Raw genomic sequence first — 16,953 nt, forward strand, 5'->3', positions numbered from 1 at the left:
ATACTGACTTTTATCAATACGTCCATTCTAGAGAGTAAAATAATTGCATGATCGTCGTCACACTTACAGGTGTTTTTTATATTAAATAAAAAATATTTGTAGTAAATTTTAATCATAGAGTTACACATACTTTATTTTTCTAGGTTAACTTCTCATTGTTAGTTTTAGACAGTGATTTAAGTAACGGACGCGATAGTTATCTTGTTTTTTAGCCCATCATAGATGGGCTTTTTTTATTTCGCAGGGTATAATTTGATTAATAAATAAAAAAATAACGAGAATTGCGATGAAACAACTAAATACAAGAAACGCGGCTATTCACAACCTAAATGAAAAGCTTGGTCTAAGCATCCCATTTGAAACGGAATCTACAGTAAATGGGCAAGACCCAAACTCTTTACTGTTTAAAGCAGAAATGTTTGAAAAGGTCACTTCAATTAAACCGACTCCTAAAGAGCAATCACTTCTATCCTTGAGTGCGGCTTTAAGCAAGTTGGAAAAAGTGATAAAGCGTGGTTTCGCATTCAATATGGTTATCAATGAAGATGAGTTTGAGATGGAGGTTGTAAATCTCTCGAATGAACCTCTTATGACAATTAAAAGCCAAATGATGTGGGATAAGGATACCATCAAGATCATTGTTGATGGTGAGTATGATAGCCAGGAGCACTCAGAAAGAGAGCTTGTTGGGATGATTGAGTTAGAAGATACTTTGCAAGTATTTGAGGGTGAAAAGCAGCTAGACTCATTGGAAGCGTCTTCTATGGCTACGTCTCTAAACTTAAGTCAGGTACTGGAAGACTTAAGGTTCATCCAAAGTAATGAAGATAAGTATCCTATGGATAACGTGACCAGTTGTGATCTTCGTGTGTATGACATGGAAATTTTCGACGTTAGTGAGTTTGAGTCCATAGATGAGCTTAACCTAGAATCATTTAATAACACTTTTGGTAACTCTAAGAGTAAGGCTAAAGAGCCTGAGTTGGCTCTATAGGACGCTTTTAGTTATTAAAAAATGTTAATAGAAACCCTGCAATTGATGTAGGGTTTTTTGATTTTTCGACATTGGTTGTATATTGGATACTTTTTTGAACAGTATTCGATTTTTTAATATTTTTCAATACTTGTAATAATACGAAACTTTTTATTAACCAAGTGGTCAAGTTTTTTCATTTTTTGCGTATAACATAAGCAACACGATAATATGCAACTCTCTACATTTCAATTGATTGCAAAATAAAAAAACACCTGATTTATAATGGTTTTTTGACACGGCTTCCAAATATGGAAATTTTAACTGTTTAATTGTGTTTACCTTGACATGCAACTACTCACTAATATAATTTAGGCTCTTCTAAAAGGAGGGAAGATGAAATTCCTGCTCATTTCGCACCCAAAATCTATAACACTGAAAGACTGGAAGTTAATTTTAGCTAAAAGTCCTGCCTCTGATGAGTATGAAGTGTGTTTGTCTCTAACGGATGCAATTTCACACCTCCAGCGAGATAGATTTGATGCCGTAATTATTGACATGGGTATGTCATCGTATTCGACTTTAAAATCATTAAAGATGGTTAATCACATTAAGTTTAGCCAGGTTACTGTCGTGGTAACTAATGATTTGGTTGAATCGATCTCAATTCCAGTAGATAAGCAGGCAGATATCGTTATACCCAGACCATTCAAAATTAACGATGCTCTTCTCGCTCTACGTGCTGCCAAAGAAAATTACATTGTAACGTCTGACGCTAGAAGAATGTTCCTCGCTGGAGATTCACTGTCTCTTCAATCGATGCTTCATAAACGTTTATCTACCAAACAAAACAGACAAATTAGCGGTTTGGATAAGTGGTTTCTGCAAGTCACTTTTGAATCTTTGATGTCTCAAGGGATGAAAGACAAGTGCAAGTTTTTGCTTAGTGACCTTATGATGGATCGTAACGATCCTACAGCTAAGATCCTTATGGCTAAATTGCTAATTGCTGACAATCGACCTTCAGAAGCATTGATGCTTTATGCTGATGAGATTGAAGGTGGCTCTATGACGAATGCTGCGTTGTTTGTAATGTCACAGGCGTTTATGTCCATTGGGGATTTCTCAAGCGCTAAATCTCTTACATCAACAATCATTGCTAATGGGGTGATGGAGTTTGATGTTTTCGCTAGTCATGCAAAAAGCCTTTTTGAATGTGGAGAATTTAAGAGTTCAGTTGAAGTTGAACTTGATTCTATGAAGCTAAGGCTTGACTGTAAAGAAGATGATGAGGATTCGTATAAGCGATTGATTCATTATGGAAATAAATACTGGGTATCCAATGAAGCGGCAAGTACAACAATTGTTTCTAAATTGGCTAATGCTATTGGTCGAGGTTTCAGAAAGCACCAGAAAACTTGGTTAAAAGCAGCGTTTTTAGAGTATAAGCTGAAAGAAACAGCACTACGCGGAGATATTCAGAAGCTTAAGCTTCACATCGGCTCTATCGTAAATAAAGAAAGATCAGTTTTACTGCAAAACAGATACCTAATGGAATACATTCTTGAGCTGGCGGGTAAGCTAAACTTGGACTCAGACTGTTTAATGAAGCTTCAAAATGTTGCTGAAATGACAGAGCTTTCAAATGTTAAAATTAACTCAGATGCGATTAAAAAGGCTAATGAGTCGTATGAGAAAGCGAAAGAGTTGTTTGAGAGTGGGAATTTGAGTGAGGCTGAAGAAGCTGGTCGCAAGGCTTATATGCTAAGACCAAACAACCTAGAATCATCATTGTTGTTTGTAAATATCCTGATTGAAATCCATGTGAATCTTGGCTCAGGAAGATTATTGAATCAGGCATTTACAATTTTAGAATCAATAGGTCATGTTGGTGATAGACACCCTCTATTCTCGGAATACACTAAAACTAAAGAGAAAATTGAGAGGCTGACTCTTTCTTGAGCACTTAATCAATAAGGTATTGACTTAGGGTTGTTGATTATTATAATCGACAGCCCAATTAACTAATAAAGTAAATTTATCAAATGCATAAGTTTTCAGCAGAAGACGCTAATAAATTAAAAGTATTGATTTTAGACAGTTCGGAGTTTACTCAGGCAATCATTCGAAAAAATTGCTACACAATGGGTATCCACAACGTCACACTAGCTTCAAGTCCTGATAAAGCCGCTCGCATATTCAAAAAACAAAAGTTTAACTTGGTTATTATCGACTTTGATTCAGAGTTAAAAGATAACTACGTTGAACTCTTTAAGCATATCCGTGAGTCAAATACTAAGGTGTGTACTGTATTTATCAGTTCCAACCATACTAAGCGTAATATTGCCGAGATGATACAAATTGAAGCAGAAGATATCATACTTAAGCCTTTTACATTAAAAGTCTTAAGTCAGAGAATTTTCGCTAATGCTCAAAACATTATCATGACTTTAAAACTGCGAAAACTTATAAGCGAAGGTAATCATCAAGAAGTACTAGAATCTATTTATGAGCTTGAAAAGCACTTTAATACAGGTCAAATCAGGGGCTGGCTATATAAAGTAAAAATCCAAGCCATGCTAGAACTGAAAATGTACAAAAATATAGAGAGTTTTTGTCGATTCCTTTTGGTTAATAGTGAGGCTGAATGGATAAGAACCTATCTTGCTGAATCACTTATCGCAACGCGCCGATACAAGGAAGCGCTTCAAGAAATACTGAACTGCAAGCGAAAACATCCTTCTAGTATTAAAGCCACCCTGTTGCTTGGCGATATTTACGACAATCTAGGTAATACAGATGAAGCCTATAAGTGCTACAAGGAAGTTACTGGCTGCTGTCCAGACTACATTAAGGCATGTCTCGCAATTTCTAAGATTGACGCTAAGGAAATGAAGTATGAACAAGCAATTGATTCATACGAGAAAATCATCTCTTTGCTGGAAAAAAGATTGCAGTCATATCCTGACATCTATGTGGAAATGGCAAATTTGAAACGCGACTATGCGGAATCAAAAATTAAAGTTCCAATGATTGATGCTATCAAGGAAAGCATTAAGTACTTGAATCGTGGATATGAAAACTTCCCAGAAAGTAAGGTTATCCATGTTAACCAGGCGTTGTTTAAAGTGATCCATTTGCATGAGGCAGGTGAAAACCAAAAAGCGCTAAGCTTACTCAATAGAACTTATGTTGAGCACAAAGAGTTTATTGAAAACAATTCAGATTCGATGATATGCATAATGTTTCTTTACTTGGGTCTATGCCATAAAGATATGGCTAACAACCTCGTTGAAAGAATGAAGATGAAAATGGGGGTTCATGAAACATACTCCCAAATTAGAAAAAAATTAGAAGAGAAAAATGCAAGAAGGCTTAAGTTAAAAAACTATGTTGAAAATGCTCAAAACGAGATAACAGAGCTGATTGCGAATGATAAACTTTATGATGCATTGAAAAAAATTGATGATTTATTAGAGAAAAAACCAAAAATTCAATCACTTCAAAATCTAGCTGTAAAGATTAGTTATAAAATTGCAAAGCAGTATAACTTCAACAGCAGCTCAGTAAGGGAGTGCATGAGGTGTATCTATAGAGCTGAGAAGCATGTCACGAATGAGTCTGTTATTTCATCTATAAAAAGCGTTAAAGAAAGCATACAAAAACGACTTCAAGTCGTTGCAGCATAAGAAGGTCGGGTTCCATGAACTCGACCTTTTTATTTGTCATTAAAAAGCTCTGAATTGTTTGACTATTTGAACAATTAATTTAAAATATACACCACAACTAAATAAATTAATAAATAAAAACTAATTATAATAGAAAAACATGGTGTAAAAATGAGCGAAAATAACAAAGAAAAGATAGCTTTCGTAGGCGTTGACGATGGTTTCCGTGAAACTAAAGTCTGGGTTAGTGATGATGTTAAGATCGTAATTCCATCCCAAGCTCGTGCAGGTGAGATGACGCAAATTTCCATTGATGGTGGTGCTAAAACTGTGTTTCCTTATGAAACCAAAGATGGTGCATTCATTGTTGGTAAAATTAAAGAAAGTGATGCTACATCAAATGATGATTACCCCATCAGCGCTATGAACCGCGTTCTGGTTACTCACGCCTTAATTTCACTTGGCTTTACAGGCGCAAACCGCCTTGCTATTGCTACAGGTCTACCGTACAAACGTTATTACCGTGGTAAGGATAAAAACCTTCCTCTTATTAAGGCTAAGCGTAAAAATCTGCTCCTTAATGATGTAAAAGAGGTTTTATACGGCACTAATGGTAAGTCTCTATCAAACCTTAACATTCCACGTATTGTTGAGCATCACGTCATTTCTGAAGGTATTGCTGCATGGATGGATTACGTTCTTGAGCGCGACCCTGAAACTGGCAATCTGACAATGAACAAAGACAAGTCATCAGTACCAACTGCTTTCGTAGATATTGGTGGTCGTACTACAGATATCGCAGTTATTGAAGACTGCAATATTGAAACCGACAAATCTACTACTATTGAAGCTGGTATGCTGAACATTGAGAATCTTGTTAAAGAGAAGATTTCAGACGAGTACGATGTTATTCCTACTACTGCTCAAATGAACCAAGTGATGAAAACTAAAATGTTCCGCGCTTGGGGAACTGACTATGATGTATCTGAGTTTATCGAATTAGCTATCAAGCAAGAAATGGCTAAGATTCATGCGGAAGTTAGCAGACGTTTAGGTTCTGCGGCGGATCTTGATAGCGTAAACTTTGTAGGTGGAACAACTGTAGCTGTAGAGCATGAGCTTCAAGGCTGGTTCCGTAACCAAAACATTGTTAAAGACCCTGGTTTTGCTAATGCTCGCGGAATGGCTAAATTCATTGAAACAGCATTAAAAAAATAAGGTATCTAAATAATGAGAGTTAGATATACCTTAAATCTGTACACAGATAAAAAACTTGACTCTGAAATAGCTGATTATATTGCTGAACACCCAAAGGGAATGGAGCGTTCAGAAGCAATAAGAACTCTGATAAAAGTTGGATATAACACTCTCATTAGGCATATGGATTCTCAACAGTCTGTAGAGCATTCAGTGAACGAAAATGACCTGAAAATGGTCGTTGAGATGCTATCAGGAATAATGAAGAAAGCGCCTGCTACACAGCAAGCGCCTCAAACTAGCCCTGATGATATGTTCAGAATGATGCAAATGTTTGAGATGATGAGAGGCGGGGTTAACCCCGCCAATCAACAAAGTTTTCCTTCTCCCGCGTCTTATCCATATCCTTATCCTCCGCACATGATGCCACCTGGTATGAATTATCCAGAAAGTGAGCATAGGACTGAGGTAAGGGATAGCTCTGAACAGAGAGAAATGGAAAGAAATCCTCATCCACCAGCTTCTGAAAGCCCATCGGATGTTAGGAAGCAAAGTGATTCTCGACAATTTAATGAGTCAGTTAGAGAAGAAAATAAGCATGTTCAAGAGTCTAAAAGCATAAGTAAAAATGAAGAAAGCATTAATAAATCAAATGAAAGCCAAGTAATTAAGAAAGAAGCAGTAAAACCAGTCAGTTTTGATGAAGAGATTATCGACCCTGATTTAATGATTCAAAATGAAGAAGAGGGGTTTGTCGGATTTGATCTAGGTGATGGAGAATCTGATGTTTTCAATGATGACGATGACGATGACGATGACGATGACGATTTCATTGATCCTCTTGAAATGCTTGGGGCGAAATTTGGTGGATAAATTGAATAATTAATAAAGAGAATAAAAAATGAGTCAACAAAATCCTCAACAAGACAATGATATGTTTTACATAGCAGCAGCAGTGGGCTTTTTAGCCCTCTGCTGGTTTGTTAGTACGCATTATTCTTGGCTGGTTTTTCTATGGAAATGGATAAAACTTGCTGAACTTTCATTATTCTATGTTTTACCAGATTGGTTCCCAGTCTACGGAAAAATGGAAATAAAAGGTCTATTTGATTACATATGGAGTCAACCATACGACCTAATTCATAAAGATACTGTGTTCAGCATCAATGATCACTTATCTGGCTGGGTAACTTGGCCTTTCGCTGTTTGGGTTATTTACCTTGGATTCAAACGTTCTATGTCTACGACTAAGATCGATACCATCTATAACCACGATACATTGCTGTCAGAGCTTTCAGAAATTTACCCTCACCTTAAGCCATATGTGAAGGATAAACCTGAATACAAGTCTGTTCGCTACGATAGGGACATGAAGGAAGATACATATCAATATGGATGTTCCTTGGATCCATCAGATTTTGCTCTTTTATCTCCACCGTTGGGTCTGGAAGACGAAGCGAAGAAAAGTAACCAGTTCAAAGCAATTTGGGACGGTGATGTCGGTTTTGACATGGACTTGGCTGAGAGAGCTTTTATAGCTCAAATGGGTAATAGATTTACTGGTATTAAGTCTCTAAATGATGTTGAGAAAGGGGTTTGCGACTTCTTCATTAAGAGAATGGAAATTAACCATGTAGAGAACATTCCAAAGTTCAAAAAATATATTTCTTCGATCATCAAAGTTCCAAATGCTCCAAAGATTAATGTTTCGAAGTTAACGCCTCCTAATGCTCAAATATACAAACTTCTAAAGGAAGATATTGACGCTGAAATTGCAGAAGCTAAGAAGAAGAAGCAAAAAATGACACGCGGCATGTTCCTAGATAAGCGAAAAATTCTAACGTATATCAGAAATGATAAATACTTTGTTCCAATTAAAGAAGCTGATGCGCAAGATATTTTGGCAAACCATGCATTTATCAGGTGTGGCTTGATGAGTTTATTTGGTAGAGCCAGAAGTGTTGGTGTAATTGATATGGGTGAGCTTGGATGGGTTAAGCAGCACGATAGAGTTCTGTACTACTGTTTATCTTCCCACGGTAGAAAAGTATCGTTTGTTGAGTGTTCTGGTCCTTTTGCACATTGGTTGGTTGAACAGGTAATTGGCGAGCCATTGATGAATGCTGAAGTCAGTGAAGCAGTTAATGCACTAAAACTTGAGCTTAAGCTTCATGAGCGAGAAGGCTACTCAGAGTAACTTATGCAGCCCTTAGGGGCTGTATTCTTAAATCTAGAGAATAAATTATGAAAAAAATATTATCAGCAATCGGAAAGTTGAATATTTTCAGGAAGAAAGAGTCTGATCATGTATTCTATTTAATGAAAAATCCAAATCAGGAAATATGGTTTACTGAAGAAGACTTAAGGGAGCACATGTGGAGAATTGGAAGCGGAAATTTAAAGGTGAGAAAAGGAAAGTGTCGTTTTAATGGTCAGGTATAACCTGACCTTCAAAATTTTATTCATTTACCTCATCTTTCTGGATTTTGTTTTGATTTCAATATAAAATCCTAACTGAATTATAATAAATAAATCTCGTACAAGATTATTTAATAATAAATAATAAAGAAATAAATAAATTATAAGAAAGGCATAATAATGAGTGTACAAGTTCATGGTGTAACTGCAAACGAAGATTTGCAACCAGGACTAGTAAAGAAAGATACCAGAACAACAATGGAATCTTTCCGAGATCTTACCTATAACAACTCGGGTGAGGTAATGCTAGGTCTTGGATTGCTTATCTTAGCTGCTCCAATAATGGGAAATGTCATACTTGCTGAAGCATTGTTTGTTTTGGCAATGATGTATTACCCATATCAAAAACGAAAAGTGAAAGATTATATCTTTCATGAACCCATCTCTGCTGTAGACGATAAGAAAAAGCCACTCAAGGGCAGTGGTAAAGGTCTTCTTCTCTTAGGTAACTCAATCATAGATAAATCCGCATTATGGTTCTCAGATGATGATTTGAGAACGCACATGCTCGTGTTCGGGACTACAGGGAGCGGAAAGACCAGATTTTTATTAGGGGTATTATACCAAAGCATGATGTTCGGATCAGGCTGTCTATACGTGGACGGAAAAGGGGACAATACTGTATGGTGGCTCGTTTTCAGTTTCTGTAGAAAGGTCGATAAAGTCGATGATTTGCTTGTTATTAACTACTTAACAGGTGAAGAAGACACGACGATGGATGGTAAACCGTCCCTTAAGCGTAAATCCAATACTTCAAACCCCTTTGCTCACGGATCCTCAGAACAGCTCAGATCATTGATTGTAGGTCTAATGCGTGATGGTGGTGGTGATGATATGTGGAAAGGTCGCGCATCATCAATGTTAGGAACTCTTCTTAAAGCGCTAACTGCTATGAGGAACTCTGGAGAGATAAATCTGGATATCGACACCATCCGTGACCACATGCCTCTCGATAGGATTGTGCAACTTTCTATGCGTGAAGACTTCAAACCAAGTGTTCTAAATTCCATCCAAAAATACCTTCAAGACTTGCCAGGTTACAAAGAGCAAGATGCTTTAATGGGTACAATTGAACAAAAAGCCTATGAACAGCATGGTTATCTGACGATGCAACTTACTGAAATAATGGCGGATTTGGCGGAGACGTATGGTCATATCTTCTCAGCTAAGCTTGGCGAAGTTGATTATAAAGATGTCGTGTTTAACCGTCGAGTGTTGTTTGTAATACTGCCAAGTTTAGAGAAAGACCCTGATGCGCTTGCAGGATTAGGCAAGTTAGTGGTGGCTGGTGTTCGTTCAGCTTTGGCTCCAGCACTTGGTGATGAGCTTGAAGGTCTGAAGATAAATGTTATCGATAAGAAGCCTACTAAATGTGCCGTACCATTCATAATGATAATGGACGAATACGGATACTATGCGGTAAAAGGTTTTGCGGTCGTTGCCGCCCAAGCCCGATCTTTGGGGGTGTCGGTTGTGTTCGCTGGACAGGATTATCAGTCTCTAAAGAAAGCATCAGAAGAAGAAGCTGCTGCAACAGTTGCGAATACCAATATAAAAGTCTGTATGAAACTTGAAGATCCAAAAGAGACGCTTCAAATTATGCAAGATCGTGCAGGTGAGGCTTATTTAGCAAGGCTTCCAGGTCACGAAGGAAAAGATGATGCTGCTATTGGTGCTCTGTACAAACAAATGAAGAATACTCAGGTTGAACTTGTTAAACGTATGAGTCTTCGCGACTTGGTTCAGCAGTCACCAGGTAAAGCTCATGTAATCAATGGTGATAAACTAGAAAGATGCTCTCTATACTTTGCGGATCCTCATGAAGTTGAAGAAGCCAAGCTAAACAAGTTTATGATGGTTGATAAGCCTTCTAGAGCTATTTTGGATAAGTACAACAATGCTTGCCAAAAACTTAAGAGACTGTGGGAAGAAGAAGAAAAGCAAGACTTTAGTGATCTTGAGTCTGACCCTGGTATCGTACAGTTAATTTCTGATTTGAATATGTGTATTGACCACAAACTATCAATTTCAGATTCAGCTCAAATGGCTATTGGTACGTATGAGTTAAGAGAAGTTATGCGTGATGAAATTCTTAACGCTAAATCTCTAGAGGACAATACTCCGAAGACAGCAAAACCTGCTGTTAAAGCTGCTCCTAAGGCGAAAGCTACTTCAAAGGATAAGGTCAAAGCAGAAGAGAAGCTTCCTAAGCCATCAGAAGCTAAGCAAGCGAATCCTTCATCTAGTACGGAAAAAGAACCATCTGCTAAAGAGATTCTTGATCTTGCGAAAAGCAAGGTGATGAGTGAAGGGCAAGAGAAATCTTCTCCTGAAGTCAAAACTAAAGAACAAGAAATTGCTGAAGAGATGGAGTCAGGATACCTTGACGTTGTTCAAGAGCAAAACCGTCCTGATTTGTCTATTAGGGAAAGTGTTGAAAGCATTGAAACTTCATTTGTTGAAAGGTTAATGAAGACTGTCGAGCAAGGTGCTGGCGAAAAAGTTGATGTTTCTAATACGTTGATTGAGCTGGAAAGGCTTGGTGGTAAGAACGTAGTTGCAAGTGAAAGCGAAGCTGAAAAAGGAATAGGGTTTATTTCTAAAAAGTTTGCATTTGATGACTATGCTGAAGAACCAATACCTGAAAAGCAATCGCAAGATAGTTTGAAAATGCTCCTTAATAACTTAACTTCTAAGATTAAGGTCTAAACAAAAAAGCCCCGAAAGGGGCTTTTTATTTGTAATTTTAATTGTATTGCGCTGAATCAGAGTATACACTCCATAAAATTCTTCAATAAAAAAGGAAAAATCTATGGAAACCTTACTTGGTTTTTTTGCAATGCCATTTGTCATATTTGGTGTTCTCTTTGTATTTAGTATTTACATGGCATTTTGTGAAAACCTAAAAACAACCGCAGCCCTGTCTTTCTTCGGTTTTGTTCTGCTCGCTTGTACTAGCGATTTAGCCTGGTATGAGATTATAGGTTGTGCAGTGGGGTACTTGGCGCTTGGTATCTTATGGTCAAGATCTAGATATGCTGTACTCAATATTGAGTCAATTCAAAAGCTAGAACAGTTGAAAGAAAGTGTCTCATCAGGTGAAATTTGTGTATCTCAAGCTCAATCACAAGCAGCAAAAATCAAAGAGCAAATGAAGATCACTTCAAACAAGGAAAAAATTGCATGTTGGATTCTAGGTTTCTTACCTAGCTTTATCTATCACGTTTCTGATGATTTGGTTGCTCATTTGAAAGAGCTAATTGTTACCAAATTGAAAGGTGTTTACCGTGGAATTTCAATTAAGTATCAAGAGAAAGCTGAGCAGATTGATTTTGCTTCTGTAGCGCCTAAAGCAGACGAATCAGAAGAATGTTACGGAGAAGACTCATCGCATGATTTTGATGATGAAGAACCAGATGTAAAATCAAAAAAATAAACTTAATATAAAGTAAATACAAAGGCTAGCAGGGTGCTAGCCTTAATTAATGGAGAATTATATGTTTTCGAATCTTACCAGCCAAGACTATGTAAATTTAGGCATTATTTTCTCATTTTTTATCATCACAGCAGCGATTTTTATTTTTATCATTAATAAGATTGGAAAAAAGTTTTCTAAGCAAATTAAATTTGTAAGTGACAAGACGGTGCAACAAGTAGAAGATGCATTTGATGACGAGCAAAGCGGAAAGCAGGTATCTAAGGTTAGAAATGGCGCTAACTGGTTGTTAATTGTAAGCGTGACATTTCTATTCTTAGCCTTTTTCATGGTTCCATTCCTTCCAGTCTTGATTGTTCTTGGTTCTATAGCACTACTGGCGCTTATTGCTCGACTAATAATTACTAAAATCGGGTGCTAATGTTTTTTATTGAGGTAGACTCAGACTTAAAAGAAATAGGGTGTATATTTTAATGTAAAATATATATTAAAAGGCTCGAAATGTTGATTTCGAGCCTTTCAGCATAAAGTCTCATAACAAGAAGGAATTACTCTTCTTCAAGTTCTTCTTGCTCTTCTTCTTCTAGATCTTCATCTTGGTCTTCTTCAAGCTCTTCAGCTTCTACTTCTTCTTCATGAAGATCTTCATCTTCAGATTCTGTTTCAGTCTTTTTGAACAAGTCGATGCCCTTGATCAAGATATCTTCATCAATATCTTTTGCTTCAGTAGGGATGATTTCGATTTGGTCAGCTAGCTGAAGGAGAGCTGTGCGAATTTGTTCGTTTGTGTGCTCAAACTTATCTTGTCGCCAAACCTTAACTTCAATTTCCACGCCAAGGGTTTTGGACTTAATAGAGATGTTTTCTTCGTTTTTGTGTACAACTTTAAGAAAGTCGCGTTGTAGCTCTACAACATCAGCTTCAAGTTTACCATCACGCTCTACAAGAGTGATTTTTGTGTTTGACTCTTTCATCAGATCATTGAAGTCAGCTTCGAACTCGCTTTCAACGCCTTTTACGTCACCAGAAAACTTGTAGAAGCGATTTGCAAGATTAAGTAAATCTTCAAGTGCGGTAGCATGTGCTTTTTTAAGTGCCATTTTATTATTCCTTTTTACTTGTTTATTTAAAGTTTAATTAATTAGATTTCGAGAAAATTGTACATTATGGAGTTGGTTTTAACAATGAATTTTTGTTCAAAACTAACTCAAGTGTAGAAAAATATTGGAATATTGTTCACTTATGATATTAATGGGGTTATAACTTAACGAATATAAAATAAACAATATCAAAGAGTGTGAAATGTTTAATCTAATTATATCAGTATTGGCTACCGAATACAGTGTCATTTGATACCAATGAGTGCTTTAAGTAAGGGTAGGGAGCTTACGACACCCTAATCTTCAAATCGCTCGAAGTACCTCTCCATGAGATCTTCATCTATCGCAAACCCATCCTCTGTTAATGATTTATCGAATGCTTCGGAGTATTCGTCATCAATAGAATCATATGGCGTAAAGTTAGCGACATGCTCGAATGTGTTTTTACCAGTTTTTATCTTCAGACTGTTACCTTCAGGAATTAATGTGAATTTCTTGCTCGCAGAATAATAATTTCCATACATGAATGTTACAGACTCCCCATTCGTAAAACTTTTACGATATTCCAAACATTTTACCGAGCTACCTACAAGATGTTTCGCTACCATTCTTTTAAATTTTTTTGAGTTTTCCACAATAAACCTTTTTATTTGTTTAATTAATGGTGCTATTTTAACGGAAAGAATAAAACAAATAAATCAAGTGGCGGGATTATTTACATAGAGATGTAAGCCTGACACACTAAAAAATTGAGGAATTTAGATATGGTTTTGGGGTTATTAGATGTAGTAGCTATAGTTGGCGCTTTTGTCATTGCATTCTTCGTATTTGTAATTTCCATCAACATAATGGACTACATTAGGGAGTTACAAGGTAGAGAAAAGAGAGAGCGAGAAGCCAAACTTGTTGCTGATCGAAGAGAAGAGATTAAAGCCAGACTTTCAAGTTTAGTATTTTCGATGAATGCACTTCGTGATGAGTTGAGTAAATCAAGAAAAGACCAAACCTTTCGTAGCGAACAAGCATTTTTGGAATGCCAAGACTGTAACGTGAATGAGATAGCTAAAGGTTACGTAGGTGAATCATCATATGATCTCGATGATGCAGAGAATTCAATTGGTGAAATAGAGCAAATGTTGAAGAGACTTGCTAGCCGTGTAAACCAACAAGATTCGGAAAATAAACCACTATCTGAAGATGACTTCAACAACGTAGATATTGAAATTGAGTTCACACGTAAGATTGATGCTGATGTATTTGGTATTGACACAGTTTTAACTAAGTATGAGTTTAAGGTGATCACAGAGACAAATGCTTTAATTTCATATACTGCGATGAGTCGGGCGATTGATGAGTGGCATTCTTGCGCTTTACTTTCTGATTTCAAGCATGATGGAGAGTCTTATGTGGGTACAATTAAGTTCTTTTTTGATGATAATTTGCCTAGAGATATTGATACTGTCAGCCTAAAAGTATCGCCATTCTAATTGAAGGTAGTAATGCGTAATTTATTATGAAAGTTAAACCTGCACTCATTGCATCATTCATCATGATTGGAATGGCATTGTTCTTTCTAATTCAGAAAGTTGCTATCTACCCAGCGTATTTTCGATCACCTCAAGAGTATGAGGTTAGCAACACTGAAAACATGGTTGTTGGGAAGATAGTGGTTGATAACAATCAGATTAAAACTCTCTACTTCAAAGGAGATGAGTTAAAGCCACTCATTGTCTTTTTTCATGGAAATATGGAGTTAGTAGACGACTATGCTTGGATCTTTAAAAGCCTCTCAAGCGAGATTGGGTACAACATAGTTATGATTGAATATCCTGGATACGGCAATAGCGATGGATTTCCAAGTCTTAAAGGCTCCATAGAGGCTACCAATAAATGGCTAGAGCAAAATTATGATGGTAACGAGTTAATATTGTGGGGGCGTTCGATAGGCTCAGCTCACGCAATAGAGCTTTTTGTTCAAAATCCTTCTGCTGTGAGCAATGTAATTATCCAATCTGGATTTTCAGACTTGTCTGTAGCAGTGACGGAATCAAGAGGTCTGAAAAGCCTCATAAACTCATTTATATTAGAGGATTACAACTCGTTAAATAAGTTATTAGAAACTCCTGATTTAGCTAGAAATACTAAATTTACTTTAATTCACGGAAATAAAGATCAGTTGTTTAGCATTGAGTCTGCGGTGAGTTTTAAGAATGCTTTAATGGCAGATGGCTTTTCTGTTAATTTCATTGAGTTTAACGGCGATCATAATTCGACTAACTTTAGTCATTTTAAGCTGCTTATGGGGCTTTAACACATCTTAGTGAAATAGATTTAAACGGTAATCTGCAAAAAATGCAGATTACCGTTTTTATGTCAAATAACCTTAATATTCAATGACTTACGAGTGCGCGGGGCGGGTCATAATTGTGATTACATAGCGTTGCATTTGTTGTGTGACTCGGATCACACATAGTTTAACATAATCCATATAATACGCACTTGGCACAATAAATGCATAACAACAAAAGCGACATAAAATCATGATGTTATGAGATTCTATGTAAAGCCGACAACCCAATTTATCGGCTTAGCATCATACTGGTTTTTTATTTTTTACAACCATTCTTTTATGGGAGTTAGTCCGAATTTCACCCTCTTTTTCTCGATATGTTTGTGATCTCTTATATGTAATTCCTTACTGTACTCTTCAAATTCGTTGTACGCTTTTAAATAGCTCAACGTCTCACTGTCATAGAGGTTGATATCGCTGTCATATTCGAAAACTCCTGATTTTTCGTTTAATTTAAATCCTTTCTCAATAGAAGTCTGGTCTATGTGAGCACACATTGCCTTCAGTTAAACCAAAAGAATAAATGCCCTTTGAAGCCAAATCTCTTAATGCCAGTTGAATTTGTCCATTAGCTTTTCGTTAGAATTAGAGGTTGTTGATGGCACTAAGAAAAAGATTAAAATGAGTAGCTTAGAAGATCTTGTTGATACCATGCATTTACTTTCAATACTGGCGGGTGGAAACATTCGAAAACAATCCAAAGACACTATTTCTTGTTCGTTTGTGGAAGAGTAATTATAGATATTCAGAGTTTAAATTGATTTTCACGATATATGTAAAAAGCCTCAGTTGGTAGCTGAGGCTTTTCAAGTGAGCTATGCATTTCGTGCCCTTTCAAACAAATTAATTTTATGGGTGGATTTATCAAAAGTCAATATAAGCAACGGAATTTAGTTCTACTGTAGGATTTGAATTTACTTTTGTTCTGATATTGGTTAAAAATAAAAGCGCTCTTAAGAGCGCTTCTGGATTAGAAGAGAAAATATAAATCATTTTCTTTGGGCTTCATCTTCTTGAAATGAGTTGTCGGTATTTAAGCGAATAATTGGTAAGCATCTCTATGCGATACCTATGACTCTTTGATTAATAATTAATTATTTTCGTTAGACATATGTATTCCTTAGCGGTGCCTTATCTTTATTAGATGTTTAAGAAAGAAATGTCTGCAACAAACTCTTTCTCTGATGACATGATTAATGTCTTTGCTTTTTTAATGTCTGCTCTGTGATTTGGGTATGCAAGCAAGACAAAGTTTTCACCGCGCTGACAGCTAATTGTAACTGGTAGTTCTTTACCATGTTCATCAAGCAGCCTGCATTTAAAACCTATATTTGCCATTGTCTTATTGAAATTTGGACACGCATAGCGCTCTTCAAACACGAGTAAGTCTTTAGTTTGTAATGATATATAAAATTCGGAACTAACCCTAAAGTTAGTTAGAGTTGGAAGTTCTATCATTAACTCATTTGTGTTCACAGTAACTTTTTCACCTAGCAAGTAACTAAACCCATGCATTGCTACACTTGCTGCCGAGATTAATAAGCCGATTGCCAAGAAAGCTATTATCACATTCCACACAAAATCACCAAAGTGCTCGTAGCCTGTCACTGATATCGAAGAAAACGCGTATATCGATATCGCTAACAACGCCCAACCGAGAAGATAGCTAGGTAGAAACTCTTTCAGTAGTGAATGTTTATTATGTGTAATTCTATTCATTCTTGATTATCTCTAATTTAAAACACTGTTCA

Annotated in this window: 15 protein-coding genes; 12 read left to right on the forward strand and 3 right to left on the reverse strand. The window is 36.5% G+C overall.

Annotated features, from left to right (window positions below):
- Window positions 1–286: 286 nt before the first annotated feature.
- The 10 genes from AACT42_RS12615 (at window position 287) to AACT42_RS12660 (ending at window position 12,173) form a co-directional block, all read left to right on the forward strand.
- Window positions 287–994: a hypothetical protein gene (locus AACT42_RS12615; RefSeq protein ID WP_094131780.1), complete on the forward strand. Its 708-nt coding sequence runs from the start codon at window positions 287–289 to the stop codon at window positions 992–994.
- Window positions 995–1,369: 375 nt separating this feature from the next.
- Complete coding sequence (locus tag AACT42_RS12620; RefSeq protein WP_094131781.1) at window positions 1,370–2,935, forward strand: hypothetical protein; 1,566 nt, start codon at window positions 1,370–1,372, stop codon at window positions 2,933–2,935.
- An 83-nt stretch (window positions 2,936–3,018) separates the two neighbouring features.
- Window positions 3,019–4,662, forward strand: a complete 1,644-nt coding sequence (locus tag AACT42_RS12625; protein ID WP_094131782.1) for a response regulator — start codon at window positions 3,019–3,021, stop codon at window positions 4,660–4,662.
- A 150-nt stretch (window positions 4,663–4,812) separates the two neighbouring features.
- Window positions 4,813–5,859 carry a ParM/StbA family protein gene (locus AACT42_RS12630; RefSeq protein ID WP_020331349.1) on the forward strand — a complete coding sequence of 349 codons (1,047 nt, stop codon included), beginning with the start codon at window positions 4,813–4,815 and terminating at the stop codon, window positions 5,857–5,859.
- Between the two features lie 12 nt (window positions 5,860–5,871).
- A complete protein-coding gene (locus tag AACT42_RS12635; RefSeq protein WP_094131932.1) occupies window positions 5,872–6,711 on the forward strand; it encodes a hypothetical protein in 840 nt (279 codons plus the stop codon).
- A 28-nt stretch (window positions 6,712–6,739) separates the two neighbouring features.
- The gene (locus AACT42_RS12640; RefSeq protein ID WP_094131931.1) at window positions 6,740–8,035 is read left to right on the forward strand and encodes a secretion/conjugation apparatus DotM-related subunit; all 1,296 of its coding nucleotides are present in this window, start codon (window positions 6,740–6,742) and stop codon (window positions 8,033–8,035) included.
- A 47-nt stretch (window positions 8,036–8,082) separates the two neighbouring features.
- The gene (locus tag AACT42_RS12645; RefSeq protein ID WP_094131930.1) at window positions 8,083–8,280 is read left to right on the forward strand and encodes a hypothetical protein; all 198 of its coding nucleotides are present in this window, start codon (window positions 8,083–8,085) and stop codon (window positions 8,278–8,280) included.
- 156 nt (window positions 8,281–8,436) lie between these two features.
- Window positions 8,437–11,025, forward strand: a complete 2,589-nt coding sequence (locus tag AACT42_RS12650) for a TraM recognition domain-containing protein (protein WP_094131929.1) — start codon at window positions 8,437–8,439, stop codon at window positions 11,023–11,025.
- Between the two features lie 103 nt (window positions 11,026–11,128).
- Window positions 11,129–11,752 carry a hypothetical protein gene (locus AACT42_RS12655; protein ID WP_094131928.1) on the forward strand — a complete coding sequence of 208 codons (624 nt, stop codon included), beginning with the start codon at window positions 11,129–11,131 and terminating at the stop codon, window positions 11,750–11,752.
- Between the two features lie 61 nt (window positions 11,753–11,813).
- Window positions 11,814–12,173, forward strand: a complete 360-nt coding sequence (locus AACT42_RS12660) for a hypothetical protein (RefSeq protein ID WP_094131927.1) — start codon at window positions 11,814–11,816, stop codon at window positions 12,171–12,173.
- 127 nt (window positions 12,174–12,300) lie between these two features.
- On the opposite strand, the gene AACT42_RS12665 is transcribed toward AACT42_RS12660, so the two are convergent.
- Together AACT42_RS12665 and AACT42_RS12670 are read right to left on the reverse strand one after the other, a co-directional pair.
- The gene (locus AACT42_RS12665; protein ID WP_141193176.1) at window positions 12,301–12,852 is read right to left on the reverse strand and encodes a hypothetical protein; all 552 of its coding nucleotides are present in this window, start codon (window positions 12,850–12,852) and stop codon (window positions 12,301–12,303) included.
- Between the two features lie 296 nt (window positions 12,853–13,148).
- On the reverse strand, window positions 13,149–13,487 hold the full coding sequence (locus tag AACT42_RS12670) for a hypothetical protein (protein WP_094132074.1): 339 nt from the start codon (window positions 13,485–13,487) through the stop codon (window positions 13,149–13,151).
- A gap of 129 nt (window positions 13,488–13,616) precedes the next feature.
- Between AACT42_RS12670 and AACT42_RS12675 the strand changes: the two genes are divergently transcribed.
- Together AACT42_RS12675 and AACT42_RS12680 are read left to right on the forward strand one after the other, a co-directional pair.
- Window positions 13,617–14,339, forward strand: a complete 723-nt coding sequence (locus AACT42_RS12675; protein ID WP_094132075.1) for a hypothetical protein — start codon at window positions 13,617–13,619, stop codon at window positions 14,337–14,339.
- A 26-nt stretch (window positions 14,340–14,365) separates the two neighbouring features.
- Complete coding sequence (locus tag AACT42_RS12680; protein WP_094132076.1) at window positions 14,366–15,163, forward strand: alpha/beta hydrolase; 798 nt, start codon at window positions 14,366–14,368, stop codon at window positions 15,161–15,163.
- 1,179 nt (window positions 15,164–16,342) lie between these two features.
- On the opposite strand, the gene AACT42_RS12685 is transcribed toward AACT42_RS12680, so the two are convergent.
- Window positions 16,343–16,921: a hypothetical protein gene (locus tag AACT42_RS12685; RefSeq protein ID WP_094132078.1), complete on the reverse strand. Its 579-nt coding sequence runs from the start codon at window positions 16,919–16,921 to the stop codon at window positions 16,343–16,345.
- Between the last annotated feature and the right edge of the window lie 32 nt (window positions 16,922–16,953).

The organism is Vibrio sp. V15_P4S5T153 (assembly GCF_963874485.1).
GTDB lineage: Bacteria > Pseudomonadota > Gammaproteobacteria > Enterobacterales > Vibrionaceae > Vibrio > Vibrio anguillarum.